The sequence below is a fragment of the Bacillus cereus group sp. MYBK220-1 genome (genome assembly GCF_051916445.1).
Classification (GTDB): domain Bacteria; phylum Bacillota; class Bacilli; order Bacillales; family Bacillaceae_G; genus Bacillus_A; species Bacillus_A cereus.
Map to the genome: position 1 here is coordinate 330,881 of NZ_JBQAGQ010000002.1, position 26,516 is coordinate 357,396.

Below are 26,516 nucleotides of genomic sequence, written 5' to 3' on the forward strand. Positions count from 1 at the left end.
GACGGTCTTTTTTTGTTATATAAATATAAAAAATAGGAGGGAACTATGCAAATGAAAAGTACTAAAAGACATATTTCAATGGTTTCATTAGTTTTTCTAGTATTATTTTCAGTGCTGAATGTGTGGGCTCCAGTTATTCAAGCTGCTGTGATGAAAAGTCCAGTGGACGAAATTAATATTTCCCGTACTGATGGCACGACATCTGAACCGTATCAAGCCTCAGATGGTATGAAAGTAGAAGTGAAGTGGTCAGCTAAAGAAAAAATAAAAAGTGGAGATCAATTCACAATTGATATGCCAAAAGAGTTTCGAAAAGACCTTATGAATATGAGTTTTCCTTTAAAAGATACTGAAGGAAAAATAGTTGGTACATGTGAGATGAAAAAGGGTCTATTAACGTGTACTATGGGGGATTACGTAGAAGGAAAGAATAACATTAAAGGTTCTTTATTCGTAGAATTCTACTTTGGTCTAGAAGCATATGATGGTGTTAAAGAAATTCCATTAGAATTTAACGTTGATGGTCAAATCGTCAATAAAGAAGTAAATGTAAGTAATACGACAGAGAGACCGAAGCCACAGCCCAATACAGATAATCTATTGAAATGGGGTTCTTATAATCAAGAAGATCCTTCGATTGCTGATTGGCTTGTATATGTAAATGCAACTGGAACAGAAATGCAAGATCTTAAATTAACAGATACATTAGGACCTGGGCATGAGTTAATTACAGACAGCGTAGTATTAGAAGAGGCTGTATTTGAAGATGGTTATGCACCAACAAATATTAAGCCAGCAGATTTATCTAACATTAAAATTAATGCAACAAAGGCTGGATTTACAATTGAGTTTCCAGACAGTTCAAAAGGCTATATTTTAAGATATAAAACAAAGGTTACAAATCCTGCTGCGAAGCCTCATAAAAATACTGTGAAATTAGAAGGTAAAAATATTAAAACTGAAGAAAAAGTAGGACAAGTATTTGTAAGTGGTGGGGGAGGATCCGGTTCAGGTGACAATAATCCACCTAGCATTGAAAAAAATATAGTTGATGAGAATGGCAAGCTTGTAGAGAATGAGCAGTTAACAAAAATGGATCAAGTGATTCAATACCAAGTTGGTACACATATACCGAACGATCCTCCTAAATACACATCAATGGTAATTCGTGATGATTTAGAAGATGTTTTAGAAGTATTAGAGGCAAAAGTGTATGATCAAAATGGCCAAGATATTACTTCTAAAGGAACGTTAAATATAGATAAACAAAGAAGTGAAGTAACATTTACGTTTGGTGAGAGTTTTGACTATAAGTCGTATGAAGACCAGATAATTAATCTTAGTATCAAGGCGAAAATTAAAAATGATGCAGACTTATCTTCTTACGTAGATAAGAAGATTCCTAATAAAGCGGAATTACATTTTGATGATAAAACATTAACATCAAAAGAAGTAACTATTACGCCGCCTGAAGCTCCAAAAGATGGTACAGTATCGCTTCATAAAATAGATTCTGAGAATCCGAACAAAGGGTTAAAAGGTGCCGAATTTGAAGTCCGAAATAGTGCAAATGAAGTTGTTGCAAAACTGAAAACGGACGAAAAAGGTTTTTCAGTACCTCAACCTTTAGCTCCTGGGACGTATAAAGTATATGAAACAGTAGCACCAGAAGGATATCAAAAATTAACAAGTCCAGTAGAGGTTACACTTCAAGCTGGAGAAACAAAAACAATTGAAATTAAAAATACTATGCAAAAGGGTCAAATTGAAGTAAAGAAAATTGATTCGGAAAATGGTGAAAAACCATTAGCAAATGCAGAGTTTGATATAGTAAAAGACGGTGTAGTAGTCGAACATATTGTTACAGATAAAGATGGTAAGGCAATCTCTAAACCGTTAGCACCAGGGAAATATATTTTAAAAGAAACGAAAGCGCCTGAAGGCTACCAATTAAAAGAAGCAGAGTTCGAAGTAAATGTAACAGGGGACGGCATATTCCCAATACAAGTGGAAAATGCAATGGTAGACAAAGGTAATATAGAAATTACAAAAGTGGACAAAGAAAACGGAGCAGTATTAGCGGGTGTCGAATTTGAAGTCCAAGATGAGAAAGATGAAGTAGTAAGAAAAGTAGTAACAGATAAAGATGGAAAAGCAAACGTTTCAGATCTATCAGTAGGAAAGTACAAATTAGTAGAGACGAAAAGCTTACCAGGTTATAAAAAGCTAACAGAACCAGTACCATTTGAAATAAAAAAAGGTATGACAAAAGCTTTAGCAATAAAAGTAGAAAATGAGCAGTTAGACAAAGGCTCAGTAGAAATTATAAAAATAGATAAAGATAGCCAAAAAGTACTAGAAGGCGTAGTCTTCGAAGTGCAAGATGAGCAAGGCAAAGTAGTAACAGAAGTAAAAACAGATAAAGATGGTAAAGCAAAAATCTCTGATTTATCAGTAGGGAAGTACAAATTAGTAGAGACGAAAAGTTTACTAGGCTACAAAAAGCTAACAGATTCAGTATCATTCGAAATTACAAAAGGTATGACAACAGTCCTATCGTTGAAAGTAGAAAATGAACAGTTAGATAAAGGTTCAGTAGAAATTACAAAAATAGATAAAGACAGCAAAAAAGCATTAAAAGGCGTAGTCTTTGAAGTGCAAGATGAAGCTGGAACAGTAGTAAAGGAAGTAAAAACAGATAAAGATGGTAAAGCAAAAATCTCAGATCTATCAGTAGGAAAGTACAAATTAGTAGAGAAAGAAAGTTTACCAGGCTATAAGAAATTAACAGAGCCAGTATCGTTTGAAATTACAAAAGGTATGACCGAGATCTTATCATTAAAAATAGAAAATGAAATGGTAGATACGGGAAATATAGAGATAACAAAGATAGATAAAGATAATAAAGCACCGTTAGCGGGAGTAACATTCATCGTACAAGATGAAAAGGGTAAGGAAGTTACGAAAGTAACGACAGATAAAGAAGGAAAAGCAAATGTTTCAGATTTACCTGTAGGAAAGTATGAATTAGTAGAGGTAGAAAGTTTACCTGGTTATAAAAAGTTAGAAAAACCAGTATCATTTGAAATTAAAAAAGGCATGACTGAGGTTCTATCATTAAAAGTAGAAAATGAAATGGTGGATACAGGGAATGTAGAGATAACAAAAATAGATAAAGATAGTAAAGCTCCATTAGAAAATGTTGTATTTGAAGTACGTGATTCAAAAGGAAAAGTAGTTGCGAAAGTAAAAACGGATAAAGAAGGAAAAGCAAACGTTTCAGATTTATCTATTGGAAAGTATGAGTTGGTAGAAGTAGAAACACCGGCAGGATACAAACCACTAGAAAAGCCAATTTCATTCGAAATTGAAAAGGGTAGAGTAACAGCATTACAATTGACTGTAGAAAATGAATTAGTGGATACAGGAAATGTAGAAATTACAAAAGTAGATAAAGAAAATAAAGATGCTTTAGCTGATGCAGTCTTTGAAATTCAAGATGAAGCAGGACAAGTAGTCGCTAAAATAACGACAGATAAAAAAGGACAAGCACAAGTTACTAATTTATCAGTCGGCACATACAAGGTAGTAGAAGTAAAAGCACCAAAAGGATATAAACAATTAGTAGATCCGATTACTTTCCAAATTGAAAAAGGTATGACAAAATCTCTTACTTTAACAGTAGAAAACGAAATGTTAGACAAGGGAAATGTGGAAGTAACAAAAGTAGATAAAGATAGTCAAAAAGTATTAGAAGGCGTAGTCTTCGAAGTACAAGACGACAAAGGCAAAGTAGTAACAGAAGTAACGACAGATAAAGATGGAAAAGCAAACGTTTCAGATCTATCAGTAGGAAAATACAAATTAGTAGAGACGAAGAGCTTACCAGGTTACAAAAAATTAACGGAACCAGTATCATTCGAAATCAAAAAAGGTATGACGAAAGTTTTATCATTGAAAGTAGAGAACGAACTGTTAGATAAAGGTTCAGTAGAAATTACAAAAGTAGACAAAGAAAGTGGCGCAGTATTAGCGGGCGTAACATTCGAAGTGCAAGATGAAAAAGGCAAAGTAGTAACAAAAGTAACGACAGATAAAGAAGGAAAAGCAACAATTTCAGATTTACCAGTAGGAAAATATAAGCTAGTAGAGGTAGAAAGCTTACCAGGATATAAAAAACTAGCGAAACCAGTATCATTCGAAATCAAAAAAGGTATGACAGAAGTTTTATCACTAAAAGTAGAGAATGAATTAGTAGATAAAGGCTCAGTAGAAATTACAAAAGTGGACAAAGAAAGTGGCGCGTTATTAAAAGGCGTAACATTCGAAGTGCAAGATGAGCAAGGCAAAGTAGTAACAAAAGTAACAACAGATAAAGAAGGAAAAGCGAAAATTTCAGATCTATCTGTAGGAAATTACAAACTAGTAGAAGTAGAAAGCTTACCAGGCTACAAAAAGCTAACAGAACCAGTATCATTCGAAATTAAAAAGGGTATGACAGAAGTCTTATCATTAAAAGTAGAGAATGAACAGTTAGACAAAGGTTCAGTAGAAATCACAAAAGTAGATAAAGATAGTCAAAAAGTATTAGAAGGCGTAGTCTTCGAAGTACAAGACGACAAAGGCAAAGTAGTAACAGAAGTAACGACAGATAAAGAAGGAAAAGCAAACGTTTCAGATCTATCAGTAGGAAAATATAAATTAGTAGAGACGAAGAGCTTACCAGGTTACAAAAAGTTAACGGAACCAGTATCATTCGAAATTACAAAAGGTATGACGAAAGTTTTATCATTGAAAGTAGAGAACGAACTGTTAGATAAAGGTTCAGTAGAGATTACAAAAGTGGACAAAGAAAGTGGCGCAGTATTAGCGGGCGTAACATTCGAAGTGCAAGATGAAAAAGATAAAGTAGTAACAAAAATAACGACAGATAAAGAAGGAAAAGCAACAATTTCAGATTTATCAGTAGGAAAATATAAGCTAGTAGAGGTAGAAAGCTTACCAGGATATAAAAAACTAGCAAAACCAGTATCGTTTGAAATTAAAAAAGGCATGACAGAAGTTTTATCACTAAAAGTAGAGAACGAATTAGTAGATAAAGGCTCAGTAGAAATTACAAAAGTGGACAAAGAAAGTGGCGCGTTATTAAAAGGCGTAACATTCGAAGTGCAAGATGAGCAAGGCAAAGTAGTAACAAAAGTAACAACAGATAAAGAAGGAAAAGCGAAAATTTCAGATCTATCTGTAGGAAATTACAAACTAGTAGAAGTAGAAAGCTTACCAGGCTACAAAAAGCTAACAGAGCCAGTATCATTCGAAATTAAAAAGGGTATGACAGAATTCTTATCATTAAAAGTAGAGAATGAACAGTTAGACAAAGGTTCAGTAGAAATCACAAAAGTAGATAAAGATAGTCAAAAAGTATTAGAAGGCGTAGTCTTCGAAGTACAAGACGACAAAGGAAAAGTAGTAACAGAAGTAAAAACAGATAAAAATGGTAAAGCAAAAATCTCAGATCTATCAGTAGGAAAGTACAAATTAGTAGAGAAAGAAAGTTTACCAGGTTACAAACAATTAACAGAACCAGTATCGTTTGAAATTACAAAAGGTATGACAGAAGTTCTATCATTAAAAATAGAAAATGAAATGGTAGATACGGGAAATGTAGAAATTACAAAAATAGATAAAGATAATAAGGCACCGTTAGCAGGTGTAGTCTTTGAAGTACAAGACGACAAAGGCAAGGTAGTAACGAAAGTAACGACAGATAAAGCTGGAAAAGCAACAGTTTCAGATTTATCAGTAGGAAAGTACAAGCTAGTAGAAGTAGAGAGTTTACCAGGCTACAAAAAATTAGAAAAGCCTGTACCATTTGAAATTACAAAAGGTATGACAAAATCTTTAGCGTTCACTGTAGAAAATGAAATGGTAGATACGGGGAATGTAGAAATCACAAAAATAGATAAAGACAGTAAAGCACCATTAGAAAATGTTGTATTTGAAGTACGTGACTCAAAAGGCAAAGTAGTTGCGAAAGTAACGACGGATAAAGAAGGAAAAGCAAACGTTTCAGATCTATCAGTAGGAAAATACAAATTAGTAGAGACGAAGAGCTTACCAGGTTACAAAAAGTTAACGGAACCAGTATCATTCGAAATTACAAAAGGTATGACAAAAGTCTTATCATTGAAAGTAGAGAACGAACAGTTAGACAAAGGTGCAGTGGAGATTACAAAAATGGCCGCTGAAAGCAAGGAAGTCTTATCAGGAGCTGTGTTTGAAGTTCATGATGAAAAGGGAAAAGTAGTAGTGAAAGTAACAACAGATAAAGATGGAAAGGCAAAAATCACAGATCTATCTGTAGGTAACTACACACTAGTAGAAGTAGAAGCACCAAAAGGATATGAAAAATTAACTAATCCAATTCCATTTGAAATTACAAATGGAATGATAAATGCAGTTCAATTAGAAGTATTAAACAAATTGAATCATTTAGCACCACCAGGTCCAGAAACACCAGATCCAGAAAAGCCTGGAACACCGGATCCGGAGAAGCCTGGAACACCGAATCCAGAAAAGCCTGGAACACCAGATCCAGAAAAACCTGGAACACCGGATCCGGAGAAGCCTGGAACACCGAATCCAGAAAAGCCTGGAACACCAGATCCAGAAAAACCTGGAACACCGAATCCAGAAAAACCTGGAACACCAGATCCAGAAAAGCCAGGGACACCGAATCCAGAGAAACCTGAAAAAGAATTACCGAAGACAGGGCAGAAAATGCCTGTGGAACCATATATGGGAGCACTTCTTGTAATGATGAGTTTTGGGTTACTCGTATTAGGTAGAAAACAGCAGAGATAATAAAGGTGAAAAGGTATCCTCAAAGTATTTGAGGATACCTTTTTTAGCATAAAAAAAAGCATCTAGCAAAAGTACTAGATGCAAATAAAAACACAAGGGAAGACAAAATTCTTCCCTTTTCCCGTATGTAATTATATCAAAAAATTTATAAAAAACTAGCTATATTTAAAATATAATTTTTAAAAAAGTTATATACATAAATAATTGCAATACGCGCAGTTTTATCTTTCTGAAAAATCCATTTCTTTAATTTCGAATATTAAGACTAATGTTGATAAATCTTCAGATAATTAGAAAAAATAACCAAAAGGATATATAATATTGCTTAATAAATAATTTTAATGAATTACATATATTTCATTTGGTGTATTAATTGAATATCATAATTTAAAATTTTATTAAGCAAGAATCTCGGTTACTTATTGCATTTCTAACATAGGGTGAGATAGAAAAATACAATAGTGTGGAGGTTTTTATAATGACGTTTGTTCTTAGTAAAATGAATGGGTTTAGCATAGAAGAAAAGGTACATGAATTTGAATCTAAAGGATTCCTTGAAATCTCAAATGAAATCTTTTTACAAGAGGAAGAGAATCATCGTTTATTAACACAAGCACAGTTAGATTATTATAATTTGGAAGATGATGCGTACGGTGAATGCCGTGCTAGATCTTATTCAAGGTATATAAAGTATGTTGATTCACCAGATTATATTTTAGATAATAGTAATGATTACTTCCAATCTAAAGAATATAACTATGACGATGGCGGGAAAGTTAGACAGTTCAATGGCATAAATGATAGCTTTTTATGCAATCCTTTAATTCAGAATATCGTGCGTTTCGATACTGAATTTGCATTTAAAACAAATATAATAGATACAAGTAAAGACTTAATTATAGGTTTACATCAAGTAAGATATAAAGCTACTAAAGAAAGACCATCTTTTAGTTCACCTATTTGGTTACATAAAGATGATGAACCAGTAGTGTTTTTACACCTTATGAATTTAAGTAATACAGCTATTGGTGGAGATAATTTAATAGCTAATTCTCCTCGAGAAATTAATCAGTTTATAAGTTTGAAGGAGCCTTTAGAAACTTTAGTATTTGGACAAAAGGTCTTCCATGCCGTAACGCCACTTGGAACAGAATGTAGTACGGAGGCTTTTCGTGATATTTTATTAGTAACATTTTCTTATAAGGAGACAAAATGAGAGAGAATAAAATAATTATGATTTCTGGAGCCAATAGCGGTATAGGTCATGCTTGTATAAAATACTTTTTAGAAAAATCATTTCATGTAATAGCGCTTGATATTCATAATAATAATTTAATAGATTATATGAAAACAGATATGCCTTTGAAAGTAGTGCAAATTGATTTAAGTAATAGCGAAGCGATTCATAATCTTTTTACTCAATTAGATTTAGAAAAGCTTTCTCCTGATATATTAATAAATGCAGCTGGTATTCGAGAGATAACACCTGTTTTACATTTATCCGATGATATGTTTAAAAAAGTAATTGATGTAAATTTAGTAGCCCCATTTATCCTTTCTAGGGAAGTAGCTAAGCGATGGTGTGAATCGAAAATAAAAGGTTGTATTGTGAATATAGCATCGGTTTCTGGATTAATGGCTGAACCAGAGCGAGCTGCTTATGTTGCATCAAAGCATGCTTTAATCGGATTGACTAAACAGATGGCTATGGAATTTGGTAAGCAAAATATAAGGGTAAATAGTATTTCTCCCGGTGTTATTAGAACTGAACTTACAGAAGAATACTTTAGTAATAAAGCCTTGATGTCTATGATAAAAAGTAATCAATCTTTAGATACTTGGGGGTTGCCGCAGGATATTGTTTCATGTATTGATTACTTGATTTCTGATCAGGCCCGCTTTATTACTGGTTCTAATTTTGTAATTGATGGTGGTTGGACTGCTGGGAAAAATTTATAATTGAGTGTTTTTGAGGAAAAGCACCTGTCCTTTTTTTAGGCTGGTGTTTTTCTCACTATAAACCGAGTTTTTATTGGAGGGGGATTAATTTGCTTCAAAAGAGTTTTAAGCAAGAGAAAACGGTACCGGCCTTAAAGATGATAGCATCAATGGTTATCTTTGGATCAGTTGGCTTTTTTTCGGTTCAAACAAACTTACCTTCGTTTGAATTAGTGTTTGTAAGGTGTATTTTTGCGACAATATTTTTAAGTGTATGCTGGTTGCTTACAGGGCAATATAAACAAGATAAATGGGAACGAAAAGAAGTTGTTCAAGTTTTAATATGTGGTTTTTTCTTAGTATTTAATTGGGTTTTCTTATTTAAAGCCTTTGAAAATATGTCAGTCACCATTGCTATCTCAGTTTATCATCTTGCACCAGTAATTGTACTGTTAATTGGAAGTATCGTCTTTAAAGAAAAATTAACATTCATATCTATCATTTCAATAATTGTGTGTTTTGCAGGAGCTTTATTAATTGCTGGTATCGATGGAAGCTTCTCTTTCGGTTCATTAATGTCTTCAGGTATGATATGGGGATTTCTTGCAGCTCTCTTTTATGCATTTACAACTTTATTTGGTAAAGGGATTAACAAAATGAGTGCGTATGCAATGACATTTTTACAAACATTCTTGGGGATATTTCTTTTAATACCATTTATAGATTTAGATGCTTTTAGTGGCCTCACTCAAAGTAATTGGACATATATTATAGCTACTGGTTTTATTCACACAGGGATAGTATATTATCTGTTTTTTGATAGTTTACGCTATTTGTCTACAAAAACCATCTCAATATTAGTTTTTTTAGATCCGGCAGTGGCAATATTATTAGATACTGTACTTACTGGATTCCGTCCAACTTTAATGCAAATAACAGGAATTCTTTTTATTTTTATTGGCATGACTTTAACATTAAAAAAATCTAAAGATAAAAAACTGAGCCAAAAAGAAAAGCGAATTGAAAGCGATGCTAGTATATCTCAACAATAATGAAATATATTGTGTATAAAACGATAAACCTTACATGAATCATGTAAGGTTTATTTTAGTTCAATATAATTCATATTTATAATACATAATTTTCAAAACTGAGGTGTGTGTTTCTTTAATATGCTTTTGATTCAACTATTTTTATTTGACTATAAATTTACAAAAATGTATATGAAATCTTATTTTTTGATAATATATAAGTAATAAATTCATAGAATTGGAGTGATGAGATGCAGCCGTTAGAAAGGGAGATTCATTCTAATATGCTGAAAGTGTGGCGAATTCACGCTTTAATTGGGACGGCAGTTATACTAACAGTCGTAATTGCGTATTTCTTTTTTATGATTAACTTTAACTGGTGGGGCTGGTTGTTTGGACTATTAGTAACAGGAGCTATTACATTTATTCCACTTGATTATTTTGTGTTTCCAAATTTACGTCAGCGCTATTATAGTTACAGATTAAATGAAGAAGAGATTGAGATTCAAAAGGGAATGTTCGTTGTAAAACGCGTACTTATTCCGATGATCCGTGTGCAGCACGTAACGATTGAGCAAGGGCCGATCATGAGAAAGTATAATTTAGCAGAATTACATATTTCAACAGCCGCAACTTCTCATAGTATTCCAGGTTTAACGAAAGAAGAAGCAGAACAGCTGAAAAGACAAATTGGAGAACTTGCGAAAGTGAGTGATAAGGATGTATAAGAGGCAACATCCGATTACGATATTGTTAGGTATTAGGATTGCGAGTTTGTTGCCACTTATTATTCTTGTTTTATTTAAACCTGATGAACAAGTGGAACCTTGGTATTTATTTTATCTTTTTCTTCTGGTTGTTTTATTCATCATGGCTATTTTTTCAGCAATTAAATGGTATTTTAAAGTGTACTGGATTGAGAATAATATTTTACATATAAAGCACGGTGTTTTTGTAAAGAAGGAAAGCTATTTAAATAAAGAGCGTGTACAAAATATTAGTACGTCTTCTAACATCATTTATCAAATGCTCGGACTTATGAAGTTAAATATAGAAGTAGCTGGTGGTGGTAATGAACCAGAAGTGATGTTGGCTGGTATTAAAGAAGACGAGGCAAAACATTTAATTTCTTTATTACATAAGAAAGAAACTACTGTAAAAGAAGAAATAGAAGAGGAAGAAAGCAAGACGGTTTATCAGTTAACAGCGAAAGAGGTTTTAGCCGCAGCGATTACATCTGGTCGGTTCGGACTAGTGTTCTCTGGACTAGTACTTCTTTACACAAAGTTTGATTTTGTTCTTCCTGAAGGATTCACAAGTAAAGTAGAAGCGTATGTGATGGGAAACGGTGTTTATAAACTAATTGTAATTGCATTAATTTTAATGGGAATTTCGTGGATTATTTCCACGGCTGGATATGTGTTGAAATATGCAAACTTTAAAATTGAGCGAAAAGGGGAAGAGATTCGTATCGTTCAAGGATTATTTGAAAAGAAAGAGTTTGTCTTAAAATTGCACCGCATTCAAGCGATTACTGTAAAAGAAGGTATGCTTCGCCAGCCGTTTGGCTATTGTGCTGTTGAAGTGGAAGCAATTCAAAGTATTGGAGCAGCAAGTAACGGAGTAATGTTGCATCCATTTATGAAGAAAAAAGATGTACAGCACCTGATCACATATTTAGAGTTACCATATGAAATCGAAGCGGAGATCGTTCACTTACCAAAAACAGCGTTGCGTCGTTATTTCATTGTGGGCTGGTTAATAAGTATCATACTCACAGTTCTAATTGCCAGCGTGAGTATATTTTTTAAACAATATATTGCGTTGTTTGTTATTTTACCGTTATTTATCGTGTTTTCGTTACTTGCGTATGCTAGATATAAAAGTGGCGGTTATGAATTAAGAGAAAATCAACTAACGGTTGTATATCGTAATTTTTCGAAATATACAGGAATAATGCGAAGAAGACATGTTCAAGCAGTAGGTTATAATCAATCGTATTTTCAAAGAAAAGATGAATTATGTACAACTCTTGTAGCGGTAGCCGGGCGGGGTTATGAAGTAAAGCATATGAGAAAAAAAGATTCACTTCGTATATATAATTGGTACAAAGAAAAAGGAAACACCGGTGTGTAATGGTGTTTCCTTTTTGTCATTAAATTGATATCTTTAGTCGAATCGTTGATATATTTCAAGATATGATAGATATATTCGGAAAATCGTTGATATATTCAAAGATATGATAGATATATTCGGAAAATCGTTAATATAATTTCACGTACTGTTAGTGTTGTATTATGTTTTAATTAAACTAACACATCAAAAGTAGTCACAAAAGATGGACGAGAGAAAATACTCTTTTGCTGTTCCGCATGTGGATGCGCTGGAGCTTGTCCTTCTGCTTGCGTGGGACGTTTTTTATGAGCGTTTTCGAATGAACGTGATTCTGTCCAGTCTTTAAAGTTTTGCTCTGTTTCCCACATCGTTAAGATGACGTATGTATCGTTACTTAATGGGCGTAGAACACGGATCGCTTGGAATCCTGGTTCGTTTTCAATAAGGCCTGCGCGGTTTTTAAAGCGGTTTTCGAATACTGGGCGACCTTCGTCTGTGACAGAAATGTTGTTACAAACGATATAGCCAGGTTGTCCTTTAAATTCACCGACAGCATCTAGTACGTCATACTTAAGTGAGCCTTCTACAGATTCTTCTGTATTTTCTTTATAAAACATATTTTTTTCATCATTTTTTGCAGTGAAATGTGCTTGTTCTAGAGGTGTTTCGTATGAAATAATAGCCTTCATTTTAATGCCCCCTTAATAGTTTGTTTCTATTATATCAACTCTCTTAAAAAACTTCGAAGATTATATACATAAAGATACTTCTTTTTCAAATAATAAATGTACCATCATTTGGAAAGAAGGACGATGTATGAAGAAAGTAAAGTGGACTTTATTAGGCGGCGTCGCAACGTTCGTAGTAGCGATTGTAATCTATAAACTTATCGTGTTAGCTGGTGGCTATATGATGGATGAAAAGCAGCTCGTTTTCCACTCTTCATCACGTATCGTTGACCAGAAAGGGAAAGAAATTACGAAATTATACGTAGAAAATAGAGAGCTCGTACCAATCGAGCAAATTCCGAAGTATGTGCAGCAGGCGTTTGTTGCGGTGGAAGATTCTCGTTTTTATGAGCATCAAGGGATTGATTATCCGTCTATATTCCGTGCTCTTTATAAAGATACGTTAGCTAGAGAGAAGGTAGAGGGCGGTAGTACCATTACGCAGCAACTCGCTAAAAACGTCTTTTTAACTCGTGAAAAAACATTTACGCGCAAATTGAAGGAAGTCGCAATTTCTCTTCAATTAGAGCAAAAATATACGAAGCAACAAATTCTTGAAATGTATATGAATCATATTTATTTTGGTCATGGGGCTTACGGCATTCAAGCGGCAGCAAAGTTGTATTTTAATAAAAATGTTGAGGATTTAACAGTAGAGGAAGGGGCAATGCTTGCAGGCCTTCCGAAATCACCAAACGGATATTCACCGTACTATTCTGCAGAGAAGAGTAAGGAACGCCGTGATCTAGTGTTGTCACTTATGCATAAACAAGGCTATTTGACTGCAGAAGAAAGCGTTCGTTATCAAGGGAAGACAATTGCTCTATATAAAAATTTAGATGAGAATGAGCTTGCATATATGCCGTATATTGATATGGTCATAGATGAAGCCGCTCGTTTATACGGATTGTCTCATCAAGAAGTACTTCGCGGAGGATATACGTTTGTCGTACCTATGGATGAAAAGATTCAAAAGGTAGCATATAACCAGTTTCAAGATGCAAGGAATTTCCCTGGGAAAGAAGAGGGGGCGCAAGGTGCTTTCTTATTAATGGATAATCGTACGGGAGGGATTAAAGCGGCGATTGGGGGAAGAAAGTACGTCCCGAGAGGATTTAATCGTGTTTTTGCCAAAAGGCAGCCTGGATCTGTTTTAAAACCACTTATCGTTTATGCACCAGCACTAGAAACGAAAAAGTATAATCCGTATTCTTTATTAACGAACGAAAGAAATTCTTTTGAAGGGTATGAACCTCGAAATTATAATCATGAGTATTCAAAAGAAATGACGATGTATGATGCGATTTTAGAGTCGGCAAATGTACCGGCAGTTTCTTTATTAAATGAGTTAGGGGTAGAAGAAGGAAAGCAATATTTAGAAAAAGGAAATGTTCATATTGCAGATGCTGGTTTAAGTACAGCGCTTGGCGGATTGAAAAATGGCGTTTCAACATTTGATCTTGTAAAAATGTATCGTTCATTTTTAGCAAATGGAAATATTATCGAGCCGCACGTTATTGATAAAGTATTAAATAGACACGGTGCAGTCATTGGGGAATCTCCAAAAGTAGAGACAAAAATCTTCTCGAAGCAGACAGCATGGTATATGACGAAAATGTTAGAAGGAGTTGTGAAGGAAGGAACAGCGAGAGTTGGTGTATATAACGGTGCGTTAGCTGGAAAAACGGGTACAACTTCATTGCCAAATGACGATAAGGGAGCAAGAGATATGTGGTTCGTTGGTTATACACCGAACTTAGTAGGCGCTGTTTGGATTGGTTATGACCGTACGGATAAGGAGCATCAGTTGCAAGGAGAAAGTGCATCTGCGACAAAATTGTTTAAGAAAATTTTAACGAAGGCTAATGTAGAACATAAAGAGAAGTTTATGAAGCCTGAAGGTGTGGAAACAATCGGCGCTCCGATTCGGCTGCGCAAAATTGAAGATGTAAAAATGAAATTATCATTTAGCCCTTTCGGTTTATTTAAAGCAAAATTAAGCTGGACACCACTTCCAGATAACAGAATTATGTACCGAATCTATAGAGTGGAGAATGGAATTCATACGCATGTTAGCACTGTAAATGGTGCTGGGGAATATGAGGAAAAGTTCATTAACATATTTTCAAAACCGAGCTTTTACGTTGTACCATATAATACACAAACGAATCGTGAAGGAGAAAAGTCAAAAGTAGCTAAACCATAGTTTTTCTCTGTGTTATAATAAGAATGTTGTGAAAATAGTAAGCGTTTTTACGAGTGTTTGTGTCAATTTAATGAACAACGTACATAATATTATGCATTTTGTTTTTACAAGCTGTATAGTAAAAAAAGATAAATATCGAACGTATTCGAAGCATTGGTAAGGAAGGGAGCAAGGGTCTTGGTAAGAACTATAAATGAGACATTTTTAAAAGCATGTAGGGGGGAACGTACCGATTATGTACCAGCATGGTATATGCGTCAAGCAGGTCGTTCACAGCCGGAATATAGAAAGATTAAAGAAAAGTATTCTTTATTTGAAATTACACACAATCCAGAGTTATGTGCTTACGTTACAAAATTGCCGGTTGATCAGTATAACGTAGACGCAGCAATTCTTTATAAAGATATTATGTCACCACTACCTGCAATTGGTGTGGATGTAGAAATTAAATCAGGTATTGGCCCAGTTATCGATAACCCAATCCGTTCTTTACAAGATGTAGAAAAACTAGGGGAAATCAATCCAGAAGATGACGTACCGTACATACTAGATACAATTCGTTTATTAACGACAGAAATGTTAGACGTACCGTTAATCGGTTTTTCAGGAGCTCCATTTACATTAGCGAGCTATATGATTGAAGGCGGTCCATCTCGTAACTACCATAATACGAAAGCGTTCATGTATGCAGAGCCAAAAGCTTGGTTTGCTTTAATGGATAAACTAGCAGATATGGTTATTACATATTTAAAAGCGCAAATTAACGCAGGAGCAAAAGCAGTTCAAATTTTCGATTCTTGGGTTGGAACAGTAAATGTAGCAGATTATCGCGTATTTATTAAACCAGCAATGGAGCGTATTTTTGCAGAAGTTCGTAAGATGGGTGTTCCAATGATTATGCACGGCGTAGGAGCTGCACACTTAGTGAATGAGTGGCACGACTTACCGCTTGATGTAGTCGGCTTAGACTGGCGCTTACCGATTGAAGAAGCACGTGCACGGGGCGTTCATAAGGCGGTACAAGGTAATATGGACCCTTCATTCTTACTTGCACCATGGTCTGTTATTGAAGAACATGTAAAAGGTATTTTAGATCAAGGGATGAAACAGCCGGGTTATATCTTTAACCTAGGTCACGGTGTATTCCCAGAAGTAAATCCAGATACATTAAAACGTTTAACTACATTTATTCATGAATACTCTAAAGGGCAGTTAGCGAAGTAAAGGAGCATTGCTGTATGAAAAAGAAAATTGGTTTGCTTGTAATGGCATACGGAACGCCATATAAAGAAGAAGATATTGAACGTTACTATACACATATTCGCAGAGGAAGAAAGCCAAGTCCTGAAATGCTGGAAGATTTAACAGAGCGTTACCGTGCAATTGGTGGTATTTCTCCTTTAGCTACTATTACATTAGAGCAAGCTAAGAAGTTAGAGAAGCGTTTAAATGAAGTACAAGATGAAGTAGAGTACCATATGTATCTTGGCTTAAAACATATTGAACCGTTTATTGAAGATGCGGTGAAAGATATGCATAACGACGGAATACAAGATGCAATCGCACTTGTTCTTGCACCTCACTATTCTACGTTTAGCGTGAAATCGTACGTTGGACGAGCACAAGAAGAAGCTGAGAAACTTGGAAACTTAACAATTCACGGCATTGATAGCTGGTATAAAGAGCCGAAATTCATCCAGTACTGGGTTGATGCAGTGAAAGGTATATATAACGGTATGTCAGATGCAGAGCGTGAAAAAGCAGTATTAATCGTATCTGCACATAGCTTACCAGAGAAAATTATTGCAATGGGCGATCCATATCCAGATCAATTAAATGAAACAGCGGATTATATCGCGCGCGGAGCTGAAGTAGCAAACTATGCAGTAGGCTGGCAAAGTGCAGGAAACACACCAGATCCTTGGATTGGTCCAGATGTACAAGATTTAACGAGAGAACTAAATGAAAAGCATGGTTATACTTCATTCGTATATGCACCAGTTGGATTTGTTGCGGAACATTTAGAAGTTTTATATGACAACGACTTTGAGTGTAAAGTTGTAACGGATGAAATTGGTGCAAAATATTATCGTCCAGAAATGCCAAATGCATCGGACGCATTTATTGATTGTTTAACAGATGTTGTATTAAAGAAAAAAGAATCTGTACTGTAAGAAGAAAGGAGGAGCCTGCTTGAGGAAAAAAGTTGTGATCGTCGGCGGAGGCATCACTGGATTAACAGCAATGTATAACTTACAAAAAAATATTCATGAAAAAAACTTGCCGATTGATACATTACTTATAGAAGCATCGGGTAAACTTGGCGGAAAAATTCAAACCGTTCGAAAAGATGGATTTACAATTGAGCGCGGACCAGATTCTTTCTTAGCACGAAAAGAAAGTGCAGCTAGATTAGTGAAAGAATTAGGTCTTGGCGATGAACTTGTAAATAATCAAGCCGGTCAATCATTTATCCTTGTAAACAATCGGTTACATAAAATGCCGAATGGATCAATGATGGGAATTCCAACGCAAATTACGCCGTTTCTATTTTCCGGGCTGTTCTCCCCAATTGGTAAACTAAGAGCTGGCTTTGATCTATTAATGCCGAGGTCAAAGCCAGTATCTGACCAATCACTCGGACAATTTTTCAGACATCGTCTTGGAAACGAAGTGGTTGAAAACTTAATAGAACCGTTACTATCGGGTATTTATGCAGGGGATATTGATGAAATGAGCTTAATGTCAACATTCCCGCAAATGTATCAAATTGAGCAGAAACATCGCAGTATTTCACTCGGTATGCGTACGCTCGCTCCGAAAGAAGAGAAAGCTGAACCGAAAAAGGGAATGTTCCAAACAGTGAAAACAGGTTTAGAATCTATCGTAAAATCTCTCGAAGCAAAGATGCATGAAGGTACGATAATAAAGGGAACTCGCATTGAAAAAGTTGCAAAACAGGGTGATGGTTATACGATTACTCTTAGTAACGGAAAAGAAATAGAAGCGGACGCCATCGTAGTGGCAACTTCGCATAAAGTATTGCCGTCCATGTTTGCTCAGTACAAGCAGTTTCGTTTCTTCCGTAATATTCCATCCACATCCGTTGCGAATGTGGCACTTGCTTTCCAAAAATCTGCAATCCAGCGCGATATTAATGGTACAGGATTTGTCGTATCACGAAATAGCGATTACACGATTACAGCATGTACGTGGACGCATAAAAAATGGCCACATACAACGCCAGAAGGAAAAACACTCCTTCGCTGTTACGTTGGACGTGCTGGTGATGAAGCGGTTGTAGAACAAACTGAAGAAGAACTCGTTCAGCTCGTACTAGAAGATTTAAGGAAGACGATGGATATTACAGAGGATCCAGAGTTTACAATCGTAAGTCGCTGGAAAGAAGCGATGCCTCAATATACAGTAGGCCATAACGAGCGAATGAAAAAGCTCACAACATTTATGGAGAAAGAGTTGCCAGGTATATACTTGGCAGGTAGCTCCTATGCTGGTGCTGGACTTCCAGACTGTATGAATCAAGGTGAGGAAGCTGCAAAGCGTGTATTATCTCATTTGGAGAAAGTAATAGATGCTGAATTAATCGCACAATAAATTATAAGAAACGCCTTCAATCATATTGAAGGCGTTTCGTTTATTATATAAAATACTTATTCGCCAATAAACATATATAAGTTATTTGGCTTTATAACAGCATCTCCTGCATAAATAACCCAATCTGTTAAGTTATCAAAATCTAAATGATAACTATTTCCTTCACTCATATCTTCTATAAAATATGGTTCATTGATGAGTATTCCTTGAATCAGGTCTTCTGTAATATGTTGCATTTCAAACCACATATGTTCGCTTTTACCCTCTTCATAGGAAACACCAAACTTAGCGAGAAAACGAAACTCTTCATTGGATTTTTCAATTTGAAAAATGTTGCTGAAATACCCGAAAGTATTTTTCGCATTATAAGCCATACGATCGGTTTCACTATTTGTTTTATAGAACATGAGCCCTGTAGCTTCCTCGTGTTCTTTGAAAAAACTTTCAATATATTCTTCTGAAGTATTAAATTTGAATAAGAGAACGGATGGAGATTGATGGTATTCATCTCGGGCATCCATTCCGCCTAAGAATGTATTTTGTGCATCTATTGGTTGTAATTTCACTTCTTCATCCTCGATTGAAGATAATTGGTCCATACTCGTTTTATGCCCTATATAAGATAATCCTTTTTCCCACGGAACAGCGACTGTATGTATAGAACCTTGCTGACTATGCGCGATAACGATAGGCTCATTCATAGGGACTTGTCCATTCTCAACGGCATTATTAGCAAATGTTTGAAAGAGATCGCCAATGCCGTAGTAGGAAGAAATGCGATTTGGAATAATTAACTCTATTTCAGTTACGCCCGCTCTTAAAAGGCCGTGTGTATGAAACCAATATTGCGTAGGCTCGCCTTCTTTATCGTCTTCATAAACGGAATGAATAACGTATAAGTCAGGAATGTCAGGTAATAATTCATTTTCAACGTGATATTCAATATAGTTTCTAGATATCACTTTCATTGCTGCACTTGAATCGATTACAAATAACAAATCTGGGGCGAGGTTCCATAAAAATTGTATTTGCTGGAAAAAGCAGTCGAGTACATCGCCTACAAATAGCGTACGAGTGAAAATTTCAGTACCGAAAGCCGCATCTTCAAAATTCCGATCTACGATTGTAGAATCTTGTCTATTGTACATTTTATATTCTTCTGGGTCATTCGCCTCATCAATATGCAGTTCATACGGTATGATTGTTTCATCCATATGTAACTCAACAATAAGGCTTGTCTCATCACTATAAACAATTTTTAACTCATCAACTTTAGTAGCGATATTTTCTAGCCGTTGTTTTAACTGCTCAATTGTAATTCTAGTTGGTATAACGGCAATCATATCTGAAAAATGACGTTCTAATGTTCCATTCATAGCTGCGCGGTATGTTTCTGTTTGCACTTCCATCCAATCACTCCTATTCAAATGAATCCATTTTACATGCCAATCAAATGTCGATATTTTCTGTTTTCTCTCTCTCTAACATTATAGAGTGCATTTGTAGAAGGTGTAAAATTATTATTTTGTATTATAGTTTGAAAGCTTGTAAATTAAATAAATCTTTTGTAAAATTTGTCGAAAAATAGTTCTATATAACGAATCATTTGTTATGATAGAAATGCTGAGAAAATATGAAATAGAGAGAGGAAAATGGCTGTGAAGAAATTGTTAAGTGTCTTTTTATCATTCTTGCTATTGCTTTCATTTATTGGAACTTTAGCGCAAGCAGAAGAAACTGCTTCTATGTCAGTAGAAAAAGCAATTCAAGTATTTAAGCAGCAAGGGAAAACGAAGGGGATTGTGGAAGGATATATTGTTGGATATACGCAAAGTTCTTCTAAATATACGAAGGATCCAGCTAAGTTTGATGATACAAACGTAGCAATTGCAGATTCACCAAACGAAAAGAATCCAGACAAAATCATGCCCGTTCAGTTGCCAAAAGGTGATGTGAGAACGGCAGTGAATGTAAAAGATCACCCTGAAAATATCGGGAAGAAAGTTAGTTTGACTGGGACTCTTGAATTATATTTTAGTAACCCAGGTCTAAAATCAGTAACAGCTTATAAGTTTCAAGGTGAAGGACAAAACCGTGTTAGCGATGTAGTAGCTTCACCGAACGGCGGAGAAGTTGCTAAAGGAACAGCGGTAACATTAACGACGAATACAGAAGGTGCAACAATTTACTATACGTTAGATGGCTCTAATCCTACTAATAAAAGTGTTCGTTATAATGGACAGATTATAGTGAATGAAAATAGTGTAGTGAAAGCAATCGCAGAAAAAGAAGGACTTACTTCTTCAGCAATTTCGACATTTTCATTTATTATCGTAAATAATGAACCAGTTCGTATTCATGACATTCAAGGAAAATCACATATGTCTCCTTACAACGGGAAGAAAGTAAACAATGTGGAAGGCGTTGTCACAGCGCTTGATAAAAACGGCTTTTATATAGAAGATAATCAGCCAGATAATGATCCAGCTACTTCAGAAGGTATGTACGTATATAAAAAAGATGCGAATGTAGCAGTAGGAGATCTTATTCAAGTTGATGGAGTAGTAGAAGAATATGTTGGACCAGGATATGCAGAGCGATTTGAAACAGACTTAACGACGACAGAAATTAAGGCGAGTCGCGTTGCTGTAATCGCAAAAGATCAATCTTTGCCAGCACCGATTGTACTTGGGGAAAACGGTGTGAAAATCCCGGACCAGATTATTGATAATGATGCATTCGGTTTATTTGATCCAAATGAAGATGCAATCGACTTTTATGAAAGTATAGAAGGCATGCGTGTTACGATGCCAACACCAAAAATTATTGCACCTCAGAAAAATGGAAATTTATATGTAACAGTAAAAAATGGTGGAGATAAAATAGTAACACAATATGGCACACCTCTATTAGATGAAAACCAATTAAACCCAGAGCGTCTTTCTGTAAAAGTACCTCGCGATTATGTAGCAAAAGTAGGAGATACTTTCACTGGAGATATAACAGGGGTAGTAGGATATGATTACGGTTCTTTCCGTATTTCGCCAATAACAGAACTGCCAGCTGTAGTGGATGGTGGATTTAAGCAAGTAGGCGCAAATATTCAGCCACGTCTTGATAAGTTAACGGTTGCTACATATAACATTGAAAACTTCTCAGCGAATAAAAAAGAAACAACAGATGAAAAGGTAAAAGCGTTAGCGTATTCTATTAAATACAACTTAAAAATGCCAGATATTATCGGTGTAGAGGAAATGCAAGATAATAACGGATCAATTAATGACGGTACAACAGATGCGTCATTAAGCGCAAAACGTATCATTGATGCAGTGCTAGAAATTCGTGGACCGAAGTATGAGTATGTAGAAATCGCTCCAAACAATAATCAAGACGGAGGAGCACCAGGAGCGAATATTCGCGTCGGCTTCTTCTACAATCCATCACGCGTGAAATTAGCGACGGTACCAAAGTTACTTGATAAAAATGTTGTTCGTATTGGAGACGAAAATCCATTATTTGAAAGTACACGTAAACCGTTAGCGGCAGAATTTACGTTCCAAGGACAAAACATTGTTGTCGTTGCAAATCACTTAAACTCAAAACTAGGAGATGCAACGCCATTTGGAAAAGTGCAGCCGCTCGTATTAAAAAGTGAAGACAAACGAATTCAGTTAGCACAAGAAGTAAATCATTTCGTGCAAGGAATTCAGAAAAAGAATACGAATGCACCAGTTGTCGTGTTAGGTGATATGAACGATTTCGAATTCTCTAAACCACTAAAAACACTAGAGGGAACAATCTTAAAAGATATGTTAAACACAGTGCCAAAAGAGAATCGTTACACGTACATTCATGAAGGAAATGCACAAGTGTTAGATCATATTTTAGTAACAAATAATATCGCACCACACACAATTGTAGATCCAGTGCACTTAAACTCAAATATAATGAAAGAGCACGGACGTGTAAGCGACCATGACCCAGTACTTGCTCAAATTGATTTGAAGAAAGCTTCTTAAAGAAAGGAACGCTTAGGTGACTAAGCGTTCTTTTTTTGCATCGTTATAGAATAGTATAAAGAGATGATTCCTTTTTTTGTAATCTAATGATAAAATTGATTGAATATTTAGTTTTTAAAAAGGAGGACAACAATGCAGTTACAAATAAATGGAAAGGTAATGAATCAGTTTGCAATTTTTTTTAGTACGATCGTCATGCTTCAGTTTGTAGCTGATATAACAGGACTTATAAGCAATCTAGATATTACGTATAACTTAATACATACAGCAGCTTCTTATATAACATTTAGTTTGGCGGTTATTTTCACTTTAATAGGTGCAAGAAGAGAATTAAGTAAATATGCAATTGTTTCATTATGTTTAGTAGTAGCGATTAAAGCGATTTATTTTGTAGCGGTTGTTATTTTATGGGGATTGGCAGGTACACCGTAAGTGAATAGTAAATAAAACCCTAATTTCCAATATAGTAAGGAAATTAGGGTTTTATTATACTTGAAACGCCTTTCTACACCGCTCTCTTTTTTGCAACCTTCTTCTATATTTTTTTCTATCACGTTTTACTCCTTGTATATACATGATTAAGCTAACGAGGAGGAAGAAGGCACATTGTATTGTCAAAATATATGGTGACATGCCATGCAGCGGCTGCCTTGGATCATATAAATGAATAGGCGCTCCACCTATTGTAGGGAGTACCGTATTTAGCAGGACGTAAGGAATAGAGGTAGTTGCAAATGGAAATAGAAGCGCCATATAGTCCTTTTGGGACCATGCAGATGCAGCAAGTCCTAAAAGAGCCATCAGACCTGCAAATAAAAAATTAATTCCGATATATACAGCAATGTAAGTGATGGGAGAAGTTTCATATAAGTTTGCGAACATCCCGTTATCATTTATAATGCCTGAACCAGCCGTTGGTACTCCGTCTGGAATGGTTAATTTGCAAAATAATAACGATAAGATGAATGGAAATGTATAAAGAAGTCCGCCGCAAAAAAATGTAACGATATATTTCGTTACTGAATAAGAAAATAAAGAAATTTCTTTACTGACAAACGGTTTAAAACCATCGGACTTATCCGAGTTATAACTTGTACTAAAGGGAAGACTTGCAATAACTGGCATTAATAATAAATAAACATCCATTTCATTTCCACGAAATCCAATCCATTTAATATCCGTCGATATAGGTCCATTCGCAGCGTCTCCTAAATAACGAATTACATAATAATAATGATAAATACAAATAAGAACAAATCCACTAAACATAATAATTAAAGAAACACGATTACAAAAAGCTTGCTTTATATTTAAACGAAGTGCACGCATCATGACTGAAAAAGCCTCCACTGTTTTGATAAACTTGTCTATTTTCTATATTACTATTAATTGTAAAGATTTTCTTGTTTTTTTATTTGATTATTTGAAAAAGAGGAAATTTGTTGTTGGTAAGTAAGGTTTAGCTGAAATTAATTTTTCTAAAATATGGTTGACAATTAAGTATTACATTTGTAATCTTAATTATAGATTACAAATGTAATACTTAGGAGTGAAACATACGATGACAAATCAATTACCTAAAATATCTGAAGCGGAATTAGAAATTATGAAAGTACTTTGGTCGAGTTCTCCGCAAACAGCGAATGAAATTATAGAAGAACTGGAAGATGCAATGGACTGGAAACCGAAAACAATCCGCACATTAATTAATCGATTAGTGCAAAAGGAAGCCGTTTCTTACCATCAAGATAAAGGGCGGATGTATGCTTATTATCCGTTAGTATCACAAGATAATTATTTACAAGTGGAAACGAAATCTTTACTAAAGCGTTTTTGCGGTGCAGCGTTTAAACCATTACTTGTTAATTTCTTAAAAGAGGAGAAATTATCTTCAGAAGATATTAATGAATTAAAACGCATTTTAGATGAGAAGACAGAGGAGAATAAGAGGAAGGATCGATAAAAATGATAAACACGCTTATAAATGTATACCTTCCTCATTTTTTTGATTGGCTTATAGAAACGTCACTTATGGCTAGCATATTAGTCGGATTTATTTTATGTATAAAAGTTCTATTTAGAAATAAATTATCCCCCCGGTGGCAATATATGCTGTGGATCGTATTAATGATAAGACTCCTTTTACCGTGGTCGCCAGATAGTTCTTATAGCATTTACTCATTACTTTCTTATAGTTCTAGCGTATCGGAAGTTATTCCAAAAAATATGCCGTCTACTGAGAATATAGTGAACATAGAAAGCGACCGAAAAGTGGGATTGGAATCAAATTCTGAAACTGTGACAAAAAATAGTGAACCTGAAGTAAACGCGAGTTCGGAACAACAGACTACATTGTCTTTATACAAAATTGCTTTGTATGTTTGGCTAGCTGGGGTAATCGTATTAGCAGCCATCACGTTTCTTACAAATAGACGTTTATATTCTTACATAAAGAAACAACCGGATATTACGGATGAACAGGTCGCTACAGTGTTTAATCGCTGTAAGCAATCTATGAAAATGAAGAAGGCAGTTTCGTTACGTCTAGCGGGAAAGATTGCAAGTCCAACTGTGTTTAGTTTCTTCCGCCCAAAAGTATTACTATCAAAAAAACATATGAAAGTATTAAATGAGCAACAATTACAATATGTCTTTTACCATGAGTTAGCTCATATTAAAAGAAACGACGTAGCTGTAAATTGGATTATGTACAGTTTAATCCTATTAAATTGGTTCAATCCGATTCTTTGGTATGCCTATTTTTGTATGCGAGAAGATCAAGAATTAGCCTGTGATGCATATGCACTTACTTTTATAGATAAAGAGGAACAAATTGCATACGGTCATACAATTATTACCCTTCTAGAACACTATTCCTATCAAGTACCAAGCCTAGCAAATTTAAGTAGAAATAAACGAACACTAAAAAGGAGAATCGTTATGATTAAAAAGTTTCAAAAGAAATCGTATCGTCTGTCTTTACTCGGGGTTATTGCTATAGTTGCTATTGCATCCCTTTTTTTATTCAATGCACGTGCAACGGAAGGGAAAGAAAAGCAAGAGGATAAAGTAGAGCAGTCAAAGGATACTTTCCAAAATGCTGTAGATACATTATTTGGTACAGAGGAAAAGGCGAGAAAAGAGTGGGGAATGTCAAACTGGCAATATGAAAACCGAACAGCCTTTTTATATCATGCTGAAAAAGCTTTAACAAAGGAAGAGTTTGAGAATTATGTGCAGTTATATAAAGAGGTATTACAGATCGAGAAAAAAGGATTAGTTAGATTAAACTTACCCGAAAATTTCCAAGGGGATATAAAAGAGGTGAAAGAAGAGCGCTTAAGTACAGAAGATCGTGAAAAATTAAAAGAAATTCGTAATAAAACAACTCCTTATGAGGATAAGGTAGGGAAGTATTTAACATATACAGTTGAAGAAGTGCAGCAACATGTTGATTTCCAAATTAAGAGGCCAACTTATACAATTAAAGGATATACCCAAAAAGACGAAAGGGTGAATTATTATCTTAAGATAAAGCCGGAATTCACTATTGAATTAGAATATACGAACGGAAAAGGAAATTATACAATTTCTCAATCGCAAGTTTTTGGGGAAAGCAAAGATCCATTTAGCCACCAGTTTGTAGTGCCTGAAAATATAGAACAGTACGAACTAGAAGGGAATCAAATATTCTACGCTACTCATCACTCGGATAGTAATTTACAAGGTATGAAGATGATTGTTCCAGCAAAAGGGAAAAATAGTGCATACCAAATCGTTATTATTAATCATAGTTTAGAGAACCAAGGAGAAGCAGTATTCGATAAGAATGTAAATAAAGAAGAGTTAGAGAAAATTATGCTTTCTATGTTGAAATAGCAAAAAGGTGTTCTTAAGATGTATATCTCTAGAACACCTTTTCCTTTTCTCTTTTCTTCTGATACACTATGGACAGTATGATATACACTGACTGGAATTTTTTTATACTGGAAATAATAAA

17 protein-coding genes are annotated in these 26,516 nt (G+C 34.9%); 14 read left to right on the forward strand and 3 right to left on the reverse strand.

Annotated elements, in window-relative coordinates; all coding sequences use genetic code 11:
- Positions 1-45: 45 nt before the first annotated feature.
- The 6 genes from ACTFRU_RS08610 to ACTFRU_RS08635 all read left to right on the forward strand — a co-directional run bounded on the left by ACTFRU_RS08610 (position 46) and on the right by ACTFRU_RS08635 (position 11,969).
- Positions 46-6,864: a SpaA isopeptide-forming pilin-related protein gene (locus ACTFRU_RS08610; protein WP_440037602.1), complete on the forward strand. Its 6,819-nt coding sequence runs from the start codon at positions 46-48 to the stop codon at positions 6,862-6,864.
- Between the two features lie 478 nt (positions 6,865-7,342).
- A complete protein-coding gene (locus ACTFRU_RS08615) occupies positions 7,343-8,080 on the forward strand; it encodes a 2OG-Fe dioxygenase family protein (RefSeq protein WP_000144812.1) in 738 nt (245 codons plus the stop codon).
- Positions 8,077-8,823: an SDR family NAD(P)-dependent oxidoreductase gene (locus ACTFRU_RS08620; RefSeq protein ID WP_139849529.1), complete on the forward strand. Its 747-nt coding sequence runs from the start codon at positions 8,077-8,079 to the stop codon at positions 8,821-8,823. The genes ACTFRU_RS08615 and ACTFRU_RS08620 overlap by 4 nt, the downstream gene beginning before the upstream one ends.
- An 89-nt stretch (positions 8,824-8,912) precedes the next feature.
- Positions 8,913-9,854 (forward strand): DMT family transporter, encoded by a 942-nt coding sequence (locus tag ACTFRU_RS08625; protein WP_086412765.1) that lies wholly within the window; start codon positions 8,913-8,915, stop codon positions 9,852-9,854.
- 230 nt (positions 9,855-10,084) lie between these two features.
- On the forward strand, positions 10,085-10,561 hold the full coding sequence (locus ACTFRU_RS08630) for a PH domain-containing protein (protein WP_001182725.1): 477 nt from the start codon (positions 10,085-10,087) through the stop codon (positions 10,559-10,561).
- Positions 10,554-11,969, forward strand: a complete 1,416-nt coding sequence (locus ACTFRU_RS08635) for a PH domain-containing protein (protein WP_368936461.1) — start codon at positions 10,554-10,556, stop codon at positions 11,967-11,969. The genes ACTFRU_RS08630 and ACTFRU_RS08635 overlap by 8 nt, the downstream gene beginning before the upstream one ends.
- A gap of 170 nt (positions 11,970-12,139) precedes the next feature.
- Here the strand turns inward: ACTFRU_RS08635 and hmoB are convergent, their stop codons facing one another.
- Positions 12,140-12,637 (reverse strand): heme-degrading monooxygenase HmoB, encoded by a 498-nt coding sequence (hmoB, locus tag ACTFRU_RS08640; RefSeq protein WP_025710381.1) that lies wholly within the window; start codon positions 12,635-12,637, stop codon positions 12,140-12,142.
- Positions 12,638-12,764: 127 nt separating this feature from the next.
- On the opposite strand from hmoB, the gene ACTFRU_RS08645 reads away from it, so the two are divergent.
- From ACTFRU_RS08645 to hemY, 4 genes are all read left to right on the forward strand, one after another.
- Complete coding sequence (locus ACTFRU_RS08645) at positions 12,765-14,882, forward strand: transglycosylase domain-containing protein (RefSeq protein WP_000756287.1); 2,118 nt, start codon at positions 12,765-12,767, stop codon at positions 14,880-14,882.
- A gap of 177 nt (positions 14,883-15,059) precedes the next feature.
- Positions 15,060-16,106 carry a uroporphyrinogen decarboxylase gene (gene hemE / locus ACTFRU_RS08650; protein WP_000252605.1) on the forward strand — a complete coding sequence of 349 codons (1,047 nt, stop codon included), beginning with the start codon at positions 15,060-15,062 and terminating at the stop codon, positions 16,104-16,106.
- Between the two features lie 14 nt (positions 16,107-16,120).
- A complete protein-coding gene (hemH, locus tag ACTFRU_RS08655; protein WP_000726775.1) occupies positions 16,121-17,056 on the forward strand; it encodes a ferrochelatase in 936 nt (311 codons plus the stop codon).
- A gap of 19 nt (positions 17,057-17,075) precedes the next feature.
- Complete coding sequence (gene hemY / locus ACTFRU_RS08660) at positions 17,076-18,497, forward strand: protoporphyrinogen oxidase (RefSeq protein WP_001228101.1); 1,422 nt, start codon at positions 17,076-17,078, stop codon at positions 18,495-18,497.
- A 56-nt stretch (positions 18,498-18,553) separates the two neighbouring features.
- Here hemY and ACTFRU_RS08665 read toward each other — a convergent pair whose 3' ends face one another.
- Positions 18,554-19,906, reverse strand: a complete 1,353-nt coding sequence (locus ACTFRU_RS08665) for a DUF4026 domain-containing protein (RefSeq protein ID WP_000453703.1) — start codon at positions 19,904-19,906, stop codon at positions 18,554-18,556.
- Between the two features lie 243 nt (positions 19,907-20,149).
- On the opposite strand from ACTFRU_RS08665, the gene ACTFRU_RS08670 reads away from it, so the two are divergent.
- A complete protein-coding gene (locus tag ACTFRU_RS08670) occupies positions 20,150-22,516 on the forward strand; it encodes a DUF6359 domain-containing protein (RefSeq protein ID WP_440037603.1) in 2,367 nt (788 codons plus the stop codon).
- Between the two features lie 132 nt (positions 22,517-22,648).
- Positions 22,649-22,948: a hypothetical protein gene (locus tag ACTFRU_RS08675; RefSeq protein ID WP_001176847.1), complete on the forward strand. Its 300-nt coding sequence runs from the start codon at positions 22,649-22,651 to the stop codon at positions 22,946-22,948.
- Between the two features lie 54 nt (positions 22,949-23,002).
- Here ACTFRU_RS08675 and ACTFRU_RS08680 read toward each other — a convergent pair whose 3' ends face one another.
- Positions 23,003-23,848: a membrane protein gene (locus tag ACTFRU_RS08680; protein WP_000984146.1), complete on the reverse strand. Its 846-nt coding sequence runs from the start codon at positions 23,846-23,848 to the stop codon at positions 23,003-23,005.
- Between the two features lie 229 nt (positions 23,849-24,077).
- Between ACTFRU_RS08680 and ACTFRU_RS08685 the strand changes: the two genes are divergently transcribed.
- Together ACTFRU_RS08685 and ACTFRU_RS08690 are read left to right on the forward strand one after the other, a co-directional pair.
- Entirely contained in the window at positions 24,078-24,479 is a 402-nt protein-coding gene (locus tag ACTFRU_RS08685; protein WP_000184509.1) for a BlaI/MecI/CopY family transcriptional regulator, read from the forward strand.
- A 2-nt stretch (positions 24,480-24,481) separates the two neighbouring features.
- Entirely contained in the window at positions 24,482-26,395 is a 1,914-nt protein-coding gene (locus ACTFRU_RS08690) for a M56 family metallopeptidase (protein WP_325863520.1), read from the forward strand.
- Positions 26,396-26,516: the final 121 nt, after the last annotated feature.

What these genes read in the sequence shown, in the direction of transcription:
- ACTFRU_RS08610 (WP_440037602.1), top strand. Translation starts at nt 46, where the DNA reads ATGCAAATGAAAAGTACTAAAAGACATATTTCAATGGTTTCATTAGTT.
- ACTFRU_RS08615 (WP_000144812.1), top strand. Translation starts at nt 7,343, where the DNA reads ATGACGTTTGTTCTTAGTAAAATGAATGGGTTTAGCATAGAAGAAAAG.
- ACTFRU_RS08620 (WP_139849529.1), top strand. Translation starts at nt 8,077, where the DNA reads ATGAGAGAGAATAAAATAATTATGATTTCTGGAGCCAATAGCGGTATA.
- ACTFRU_RS08630 (WP_001182725.1), top strand. Translation starts at nt 10,085, where the DNA reads ATGCAGCCGTTAGAAAGGGAGATTCATTCTAATATGCTGAAAGTGTGG.
- ACTFRU_RS08635 (WP_368936461.1), top strand. Translation starts at nt 10,554, where the DNA reads ATGTATAAGAGGCAACATCCGATTACGATATTGTTAGGTATTAGGATT.
- hmoB (WP_025710381.1), bottom strand. Translation starts at nt 12,637, where the DNA reads ATGAAGGCTATTATTTCATACGAAACACCTCTAGAACAAGCACATTTC.
- ACTFRU_RS08645 (WP_000756287.1), top strand. Translation starts at nt 12,765, where the DNA reads ATGAAGAAAGTAAAGTGGACTTTATTAGGCGGCGTCGCAACGTTCGTA.
- hemH (WP_000726775.1), top strand. Translation starts at nt 16,121, where the DNA reads ATGAAAAAGAAAATTGGTTTGCTTGTAATGGCATACGGAACGCCATAT.
- ACTFRU_RS08665 (WP_000453703.1), bottom strand. Translation starts at nt 19,906, where the DNA reads ATGGAAGTGCAAACAGAAACATACCGCGCAGCTATGAATGGAACATTA.
- ACTFRU_RS08670 (WP_440037603.1), top strand. Translation starts at nt 20,150, where the DNA reads ATGGCTGTGAAGAAATTGTTAAGTGTCTTTTTATCATTCTTGCTATTG.
- ACTFRU_RS08675 (WP_001176847.1), top strand. Translation starts at nt 22,649, where the DNA reads ATGCAGTTACAAATAAATGGAAAGGTAATGAATCAGTTTGCAATTTTT.
- ACTFRU_RS08680 (WP_000984146.1), bottom strand. Translation starts at nt 23,848, where the DNA reads ATGATGCGTGCACTTCGTTTAAATATAAAGCAAGCTTTTTGTAATCGT.
- ACTFRU_RS08685 (WP_000184509.1), top strand. Translation starts at nt 24,078, where the DNA reads ATGACAAATCAATTACCTAAAATATCTGAAGCGGAATTAGAAATTATG.
- ACTFRU_RS08690 (WP_325863520.1), top strand. Translation starts at nt 24,482, where the DNA reads ATGATAAACACGCTTATAAATGTATACCTTCCTCATTTTTTTGATTGG.